This is a genomic window from Streptomyces sp. SID11385, from assembly GCF_010548245.1.
Lineage (GTDB): Bacteria > Actinomycetota > Actinomycetes > Streptomycetales > Streptomycetaceae > Streptomyces.
In genome coordinates, this window is the sequence record NZ_JAAGLR010000977.1 from 1 (window position 1) to 7944 (window position 7944).

Below are 7944 nucleotides of genomic sequence, written 5' to 3' on the forward strand. Positions count from 1 at the left end.
GGCCGGGCGGGGCGGAGGGGCCGGGCGCGTCGGAGCGGCCCGCGGCGGTCCGGCCGGGGCTCGGGGCCGGCCCCGGGGACTCGACGGGGTTTTCCTCGCTCACGTCATCACCGTACAACTTCATGCCACCTCACGGGAGTTGTCGGCAGATGAGCGGAAAGTACGGGCCAACGGCACGCAACAGGGCCGCAACCAGGACCTTCTTCCCGCCAACTCCGCCGCGCGCGATCCCGCTTGCCGCCGCTCACGTCAGCCGCAAGGGCGCGCTGATCGTGTTCCACAGCCCGTCGAACCAGGCGGCGGACTGGTCGACGAAGGCGGCGTCGCGCGGCCCCGCGTCCTGGGCGAAGGCGAAGAGCACCGCCTCCGTCCCCTCGGCGTCGAAGGTCTCGACGTGCGCGGGGCCGTAGTCGGCGCGGTGGCGCGCGAGGGTGTAGTACGCGAAAAGTGCCTCCTCCTCATTGAGGAGGTAGAGCTTCACGGGCGGGGTGAAGGGGATGGCGCGGTACTCGACGTGGACGTCCATGCCGTGCGAGGAGCGCAGGGCGAGGAGGTTGTGGGCGAGGACCTTGCCCTGGGCATTGCGCTGGGCGAGCCAGTGGCGGTGCACGAGGTCGCGGTCTTGCGCGGCGGGGCCGGTCCCGAGGTCGCGGTCCCGCGCGACGGCTCCGGTCCCGAGGTCGCGGTCGCGCGCGGCGGCAGCTCCGGCCCGGGGGTTGCCCTGGCCCACCGCGGCCGGGAAGGCGAGCCCTATGTCGCGGTCGGGGAGGAGCACGCGCAGGTCGATGCGGTCCGGTTTCAGCTCGCCCGCGTGGATCTGGCGCAGCGGCTCGCCCATGGCGAGGGTGAGCGAGACGGAGGTGAGGCACAGCGCGCGGATCTCGACGTGCGGCTGCTCGAAGGCGGCGGCGATACGGGGGCCGAGCGCCGCCGTCGTGGAGCGCGGCACCTCGTCCGGGCCGCCGTGCCCGCGCGCGGCGTGGTCGGCGACGGCCGGGGGCGCGCCCTTGGTGGCGTGGGTGAGGAGGCGTTCGTCGCGCAGGATGCGCAGCGCCTCGCGCACCGTGCCGCGCTCGACGCCGAACTCCGCGGCGAGCCGGGCCTGCGTGGGCATCCGGTCACCAGGGCGCAGCGCCCCGGACCTGATCCGGGCGCGCAGTTCGTCGGCCACCTGGCGGTGACTCGGCCGCGGCCGGGTACTCCGGTGCGGAGCGCTCGCGCCGTGGGCACGGTCCGTACTCACAAGCTCACCCTACAACTTCACGCCAAGTTGAGGGAGTTGCCGGTTCGCTGGTCATGCACGCGACCAAGCGGGGACAAGTGGGCGGGCTTGGTCGCCAAGTGGCGGGTTGGTCGGACACGGGAACGGCACCGGCCCGCCTCCCGCCCCGGCCTACGCGCCAAGGCGTGGCGGCGTCGTCCCCGCCTCCCGCCCCCGCGGACACGGCAAGGGGTGGCGGCGTCGCCGTCCCGCCCCGTCCTCGTACGCTCACAGCATGAGCAGCGAAGCGAACACCCCCACCGGGCCCGGGCCCGCCGCCCCCGTCCCCGCGCGCCGTATCGACGTGCTCGATGTCCTCGACGAGGCCCAGGCCGCCGCCGTCGGCGAGCTGATCGCCGCGGGCGCGCGCGAGGACGGGCAGTACGCCGTCTCCGAGCAGGGGCGGCTGCACCTGCGCGGCGGCGAGCGTCCCGGCGTACGGCACGTACTGCTGCGCCTGCCGGACGACACCCTCGCCGGGTACGCGCAGCTCGACGGCTCCGACCCCGTCGAGTCGCCGGCCGCCGAACTCCTCGTCGCACCCGGATCGCGCGCGCGGGGCCACGGCCGGGCGCTGGGCCAGGAGCTGCTGCGGCTCACCGGGCGGCGGCTGCGGATCTGGGCGCACGGCGGCCACCCGGCGGCGCGGCACCTCGCGCAGGTCCTGGGGCTGCACCTCTTCCGCGAGCTGCGCCAGCTGCGCCGCCCGCTCACGGACCTGGACCTGCCGGAGCCGGTGTGGCCGGAGGGGATCACGGTGCGCACGTTCGTGCCGGGGCAGGACGAGGAGGCGTGGCTGGAGCTGAACGCCGCCGCGTTCGCGCACCACCCCGAGCAGGGCGGCATGACCCTGCGCGACCTCGCCGACCGCGAGGCCGAGCCGTGGTTCGACCCGGAGGGCTTCTTCCTGGCGGTGCGCGAGGACGGCGGCGAACTGGTCGGCTTCCACTGGACGAAGGTGCACGCGGCGGAGGAACTCGGCGAGGTCTACGTGGTCGGCGTCCGCCCCGGCGCCCAGGGCGGCGGCCTCGGCCGCGCCCTCACCACGACGGGCCTGCGCCACCTCGCGTCCCGCGGCCTGCCCACCGGAATGCTCTACGTGGACGCGGACAACGTCGCCGCGGTGACGGTCTACGAACGCCTCGGCTTCACGACGTACGAAACGGATCTGATGTACCGCACGGAGAACTGAGCGGCGGGCCGCGGGAACCCGTCGTCCCGCGGCCCTCCCTCTCCGGCCATTCCCGCGCCGGCCCTCCCCGCCGGGCCTACCGGGCTCCGCTCCGGTGTGCCGTCAGGGCCCAGATGACCCAGGCGTCGATCGCGATCGCGATCAGGGCCCAGACCGGGAAGTAGGGCAGCCACAGGAAGTGGGCGATGATGCTCGCCGAGGCGACGCAGACGCCGATGACGCGGGCCCACAGGGCGTCGCGGAAGAGGCCGAGGCCGACGAGGACCGCGACGATGCCGATGATCAGCAGCGCCCAGCCCCAGCCCGTCGCCGACCAGCGGAAGACGTAGTCGTTGACGCGCGTGTAGACGTCGTCCTTCGCGATGCCGCTGATGCCCCGGAGGATGTCGAGCACACCGTTGACGAGCAGCAGCACCGCGGCGAAGACCGTGCCGCCCACCGCCCAGCCGCTCTCGTCGCGGCGCCGGTGCGCGGCGTCGCCGCCCGGTACGTCGCGGCCAGGTCCGGCGCCACCCGGTACGTCACGGCCCGGTCCGGCGCCACCCGGTACGTCACGGCCCGGTACGTCACGGCCCGGTCCGGCGGCCGGGCCGGGGGTCTGGCCGGTGTCCCGGCCGGGTGTCTGGTCGGGGTGCGACATGGCGGCCTCCTCCGTCCCCCCGGTGCGTGAGAACCTCTGGCATCCACCCTCCGCCCGCCTCCCCCGGCGCGCCACTCGACGCCGTACAGGCCCGGCGGGGTCGGGGACGGCGGCAGCCGCACGGGTCGGGGCGCGGCGGCCATACGGATACGGGGACGCGGCGGCCATACGGGTACGCGGCCGTCCGCCCGCGCCCGTACCCCGTAACCGCCCCCACCTACGGCCGCAGCACCAGCTTCCCCACGTGCCCCCTCCGCTCCAGCTCCTCCTGCGCCCGCGCCGCGTCCTCCAGTCCGTACGAGGCGGCGATCACGGGCCGGATCGCGCCCTCGCGCGCCAGGTCCATCAGGCGCGCGAAGTGGGTGCGCGTGTGCATCGCCGAGCCGATGACCTGCGCGTTGTGGAGGTACAGGCGGCGTACGTCGAGCGTGACGGACCAGCCCGCGAGGGCCCCGGCGACGACCCAGCGACCGCCCTCGCGCAGCAGCGGCAGGCTGTCACCGAGCTGGTCGCCCGCGACCACGTCGAGCGCCACGTCGATGCCCTCGGGCGCCGCCTCGCGCAGCAGCGCGGCCACGTCCCCCGCGCGGTCCACGACCGCGTCCGCCCCCGCCTCCCGTACCGCCGCGAGCTTCGCGCCGCTGCTCAGCGCGACCACCTTCGCGCCCCGCGCCCGCGCGAGTTGCACCGCCGCGAGGCCGACGCCGCCCGAGGCGCCCGTGACGAGGACCGTCTCGCCCTCGGCGAGCCGCCCGCGCTCGATCATGCCGAGCGCCGTGCCGTAGGCGGTCGGCAGGCTCGCCAGCTGCGCGTCGTCGAGCGGCGAGTCCGTCACGTCGTGGACCTGGTCCGCCGGAGCCGTCACGTACTCGGCGTAGCCGCCGTCCCGCTCGCTCCCCATCAGCCCCACGGGGTGCGCCTCGGGCCCGTCCCCGTCGTAGAGCGCCGGGTCGACGACCACGCGCCGCCCGAGCAGCCCCCCGTCGACGCCCGTGCCGACCGCCGCGACCCGCCCCGCGACATCCGCGCCCTGGATGCGCGGGAAGTCGAGCGGTCCGCGCCAGCCCGAGAGCGCCTCGGGGTCCTCGGGTGTGCCGTACGCGCCCTGACGGGTCCACAGGTCGGTGTTGTTGAGCGCCACCGCGCTCACCTCGACGAGCACCTCGCCCGCGTCCGGCGCGGGGACGGGCACCTTGGCGAGCCGCATGACCTCCGGTCCGCCGTGCCCGGTGATCCGTACCGCGCGCATGGTCTTCGCCGCAGCCATCGTGTCGCCCTCCTCGCAGGTATACTGATCTGTGTACTCGCCCCACCGTACACCGATCAGTGAAGGAGTGCGCGTGCCGGAGAACCCGCGCCCCGCGTCGCCCACGGGTACCCCCGCACCCCCACCGGAACCGGAACGCCCCCTCTCCCCCGCGGGGCGCCGCATCATGGCGGCGGCCGAGGAGCTGTTCTACGCGCACGGCATCACGGCCGTCGGCGTCGACCTCATAGCCGAGCGCTCCGGCGTCACCAAGCGCACGCTGTACAACCAGTTCGGCTCGAAGGACCGGCTGGTCACCGCGTACCTCTCCGCCCGCGACGAGCGCTGGCGCACACTTGTGCACTCAAAGATCGCGGCGGCCCCGGACCCCGTCGGCGCCGTCATCGCGCCCTTCACGGCGCTGCCCGAGTGGGGCCCGTGGAACGCGGCACGCGGCTGTGCCTTCATCAACGCGCTCGCCGAACTCCCGGACCCCGGACACCCCGGCCACCGCGTCGCCGCCGAACAGAAGCTCTGGCTGCGCGCGCTCTTCGAGGAACTGGCCACCGCGGCCGGCTGCCGCGCCCCCGCCCCCCTCGCGACCCGCCTCCTCGTCCTCCACGAAGGCGCCCTCGCGACCCAGCCCCTCCCCCTCGACACGCTCGCCGAGACGACGGAACTGGCGCGGGAGCTGGTGCGGAGGGCGGCGGGGAGGGACTGACGGCGAACCGGTTCGCGAGCCGGCCCGTACCCACCAGCCCCCCCCCGCGAACCGGCCCGTACCCACCAGGCCCCCGCGAAGCGGTGCACCCCGGACCGGCTCCGCAGCCCCTCTCAGATCTGCGACCCACCCCCGTCGACCGGCAGCTCCGCACCTGTCGTGTACGTGGCGTCGAAGGCCAGGAACAGCGCCGCCTTCGCGACCTCCTCCGGCGTCCCCATGCGCCCCATCGGGTTCTCGGCCGCCATCCCCGCCTTCGTCTGCTCGGCGGCCTCCTTCGGCAGGTCCTTCTCCAGGATCCCCGAGTCGATCGGGCCCGGGGTCACCGCGTTGACCCGGACCCCGCGCGGCAGCAGCTCCCGCGCGAGGCTCCGCGTCATCGAGCGCAGCGCCGCCTTGCTCGCCGCGTACGCGCTCAGCGCCGGGATGCCGAGCACGTTCGCGACCGACGTCGTCAGCACAATGCCCGCCCCCTCGGCGAGCAGCGGCACGAGCTTCTGCACGGTGAAGTACGGGCCGCGCGCGTTGATCGTGAGGAGCTTGTCGAACAGCTCCTCGCTCGTCGCCTCGAACGGCGCGAAACCGTTGATCCCCGCGCTCACGTACAGCGCGTCGACCGTGCCGAACTCCGCCTTCACCCGGTCCGCGAGCGCCTCGACGTCGACGGTCACCGAAGCGTCCCCGCGCACCGCGACCGCCCGCTCCCCCAGCTCGGCCCGCGCCGCGTCCAGCGTCGCCCGCGTACGCCCGGTGATCAGCACCCGCGCCCCGCCCGCGATCAGCTCCCGCGCCGTCGCGAGCCCGAACCCGCTGCTCCCGCCGACGATCACGACCTTCTTGCCGGCGTAGCGACCCGTGGTGGTGTTGTTCTCGGTCATGCCTTTACCCCAGTTCTTTAACTACAGGTACAGAATTTGCTTACAGTTCCGCCCGTACGAGTGCGTACGGATCGGCCCGTACGAGTACGGCGACGACCGGGCGCCGACGGCGTGCGCAACCCGCACCCGCCCGCCACCGCACCAAGCGCCCCGCGCGACCTCAGCTCACAGCGCCCCCACGGCTCCCCGGATCACCCGGTCGAGCCGCGCGGCCCCCGCCCCGCTCTCCGCGACGCGGGCCACGACCCGCATCCCGACGACCGTGTTCATGAGCAGGCTGCCGAGCGCGGCCGCGTCCCGGTCGCCGGCGATCTCGCCCGCCCGCTGCCCCTCCTCGACGAGCGCGGTGAGCGCCTGTTCGGTGAGGTCGAGCATGCGGCGTACGAGATCCGTCGCCTCGGGATCGGTGCTCGCGAGCGCGGTCGCGGTGTTCACCGCGAGGCACCCGCGCCGGTCCGGGTCGGCGAGATCCATCGCGGCGAGCGCGAGGAGTGCTTCGTACAGCCGCTCCCTGACCGGCCCGGAACGATCCAGCGCCGCGACGAGCGCGACGGTCTGGTCGTCGCGGTAGCGGCGCAGCGCGCGCAGGAAGAGCCCGCGCTTGCTGCCGAAGGTGTTGTACAGGCTCCCCTTCCCGATGCCGAGTGCGTCGACCAGGTCCTGGGGCGTCGTGGCGGCGTATCCCTTCCGCCAGAACACTTCCATCGCCTGATCGACCGCGAGGTCCGGGTCGAACTCCTTGGGCCTTGCCATGCGAGAACAGTAGGCCTTTCTTGACCTCCAGGTCAAGAACATGGTCAAGGTACGTCCCAGCCCCCACGGCCCCGCACTCTGCCCCTCCCCCTTCCCCCACGCCCCCGCGAGGTGTCGCACCCCGCCCGTACCGTGCCGCCATGCGCGAAAAGCACAGCGAAAGACTGGACCGTTTCCGCACCACCGCGGCCGAGAAGGGCTTCACCGCCCAGGAGATCGAGGCGTGGATCGGCCTGGCGCTCCCCGCCGCCCACCTCGCCGTCGTCCCCCGCTCCCCCTCGCCCGATTCCCCTGCGTCCCCCGACTCCCCCGCCGCACCCCCCGCCATCGCCCGCGTCGGCGGCGCCCCCCTCTCGCCGGCGGGCGCCGAGGTCCCCGACGAGGCCTTCGTCGCCGCCGTCGACCTCTCCCTCCTCCCGCCGGACGCGACGAACCTCCCGCTCCCCGCCGACGGCCACCTCCTCCTCTTCGCCACGGCCGAGGAGCAGGGCGACGGTACGTCCGGCGACCTCGTCCGCTACGCACCGGCCGGCGTCCCCCTCGTACGACACCCGCTGCCGACGGAGGTGCCGGGGACGACGAACGCGTACGAGGAGGACGAACTGCGGGCCGCCTACCTCCTCCTCCAGGGGGGACGAACCCGGCTTCTGGGAACACCACCTCGGCGAAAGCGATTTCGAGCGCTCCTACGCGCTCGACGGCGTGTGGCAGGAGACGGGCCAGCCACAGCCCCGCTTCCCCGTCCTGTGGCTCGGCGGCCACGCGGCGATACGCAACGTGAACCCGCTGGAGTACCTGCGCCGCGCGGAACCCGAGGCGGACTGGGTCCACCTCGCGACGTACCACTGCGGCGAGGAAGTTGAATGGACCGAACAGGCGGTCCTGCACTGGTCGATCCGCCGCGCCGACCTCGCCGCGCTGCGCTTCGCCGAGGTCGACCTGTGCGTGGACGGCGGCTGAGCGAGCGCCATCAGGACCCGCCTCGTACCACCGCCCCCGCGCGCCCCCCCGCGCACCGCCACCCACCGCACGCCGTCGTCTCACCCCCACCCCGTCCCCCGCCCGCCCCCCGCAAACTCCGCGCCACGTGCACGTAACCCCCCATTCAGCAAGCCTTGCGACGCTCGCCGAATGCAGCCGCCCGCCCCGGAGCCCGGCTCCTCCGGCACGCCCCCCACACCGCCCGCGCCCGCCCCGGCCGAGAGCACCGAGGCCCGCGCGGCCGCCGACGGCTCCCCCGGCACCCCCGGCAC

At 74.5% G+C, this 7944-nt stretch carries 8 protein-coding genes; 3 read left to right on the forward strand and 5 right to left on the reverse strand.

Translation table 11 applies throughout. From position 1 onward, the window contains the following. Positions 1 to 244 precede the first annotated feature (244 nt). A complete protein-coding gene (locus G3I42_RS29910; RefSeq protein ID WP_164290881.1) occupies positions 245 to 1171 on the reverse strand; it encodes a GntR family transcriptional regulator in 927 nt (308 codons plus the stop codon). Positions 1172 to 1496: 325 nt separating this feature from the next. Here G3I42_RS29910 and mshD point away from each other — a divergent pair, with 325 nt between their 5' ends. Continuing rightward, complete coding sequence (mshD, locus tag G3I42_RS29915) at positions 1497 to 2453, forward strand: mycothiol synthase (RefSeq protein ID WP_164290882.1); 957 nt, start codon at positions 1497 to 1499, stop codon at positions 2451 to 2453. Positions 2454 to 2529: 76 nt separating this feature from the next. On the opposite strand, the gene G3I42_RS29920 is transcribed toward mshD, so the two are convergent. Together G3I42_RS29920 and G3I42_RS29925 are read right to left on the reverse strand one after the other, a co-directional pair. After that, positions 2530 to 3093: a hypothetical protein gene (locus G3I42_RS29920; protein WP_164290883.1), complete on the reverse strand. Its 564-nt coding sequence runs from the start codon at positions 3091 to 3093 to the stop codon at positions 2530 to 2532. Positions 3094 to 3310: 217 nt separating this feature from the next. Next, a complete protein-coding gene (locus G3I42_RS29925; RefSeq protein WP_164290884.1) occupies positions 3311 to 4360 on the reverse strand; it encodes a zinc-binding dehydrogenase in 1050 nt (349 codons plus the stop codon). A 166-nt stretch (positions 4361 to 4526) separates the two neighbouring features. On the opposite strand from G3I42_RS29925, the gene G3I42_RS29930 reads away from it, so the two are divergent. Continuing rightward, on the forward strand, positions 4527 to 5060 hold the full coding sequence (locus G3I42_RS29930; RefSeq protein ID WP_203607540.1) for a TetR/AcrR family transcriptional regulator: 534 nt from the start codon (positions 4527 to 4529) through the stop codon (positions 5058 to 5060). A gap of 113 nt (positions 5061 to 5173) precedes the next feature. Here G3I42_RS29930 and G3I42_RS29935 read toward each other — a convergent pair whose 3' ends face one another. Then, on the reverse strand, positions 5174 to 5938 hold the full coding sequence (locus G3I42_RS29935) for an SDR family oxidoreductase (RefSeq protein ID WP_164290886.1): 765 nt from the start codon (positions 5936 to 5938) through the stop codon (positions 5174 to 5176). Between the two features lie 165 nt (positions 5939 to 6103). After that, positions 6104 to 6691, reverse strand: a complete 588-nt coding sequence (locus G3I42_RS29940; protein ID WP_164290887.1) for a TetR/AcrR family transcriptional regulator — start codon at positions 6689 to 6691, stop codon at positions 6104 to 6106. A 702-nt stretch (positions 6692 to 7393) separates the two neighbouring features. Here G3I42_RS29940 and G3I42_RS29945 point away from each other — a divergent pair. Then, positions 7394 to 7651: a DUF1963 domain-containing protein gene (locus G3I42_RS29945; protein WP_164290888.1), complete on the forward strand. Its 258-nt coding sequence runs from the start codon at positions 7394 to 7396 to the stop codon at positions 7649 to 7651. The last annotated feature ends 293 nt before the right edge of the window (positions 7652 to 7944 follow it).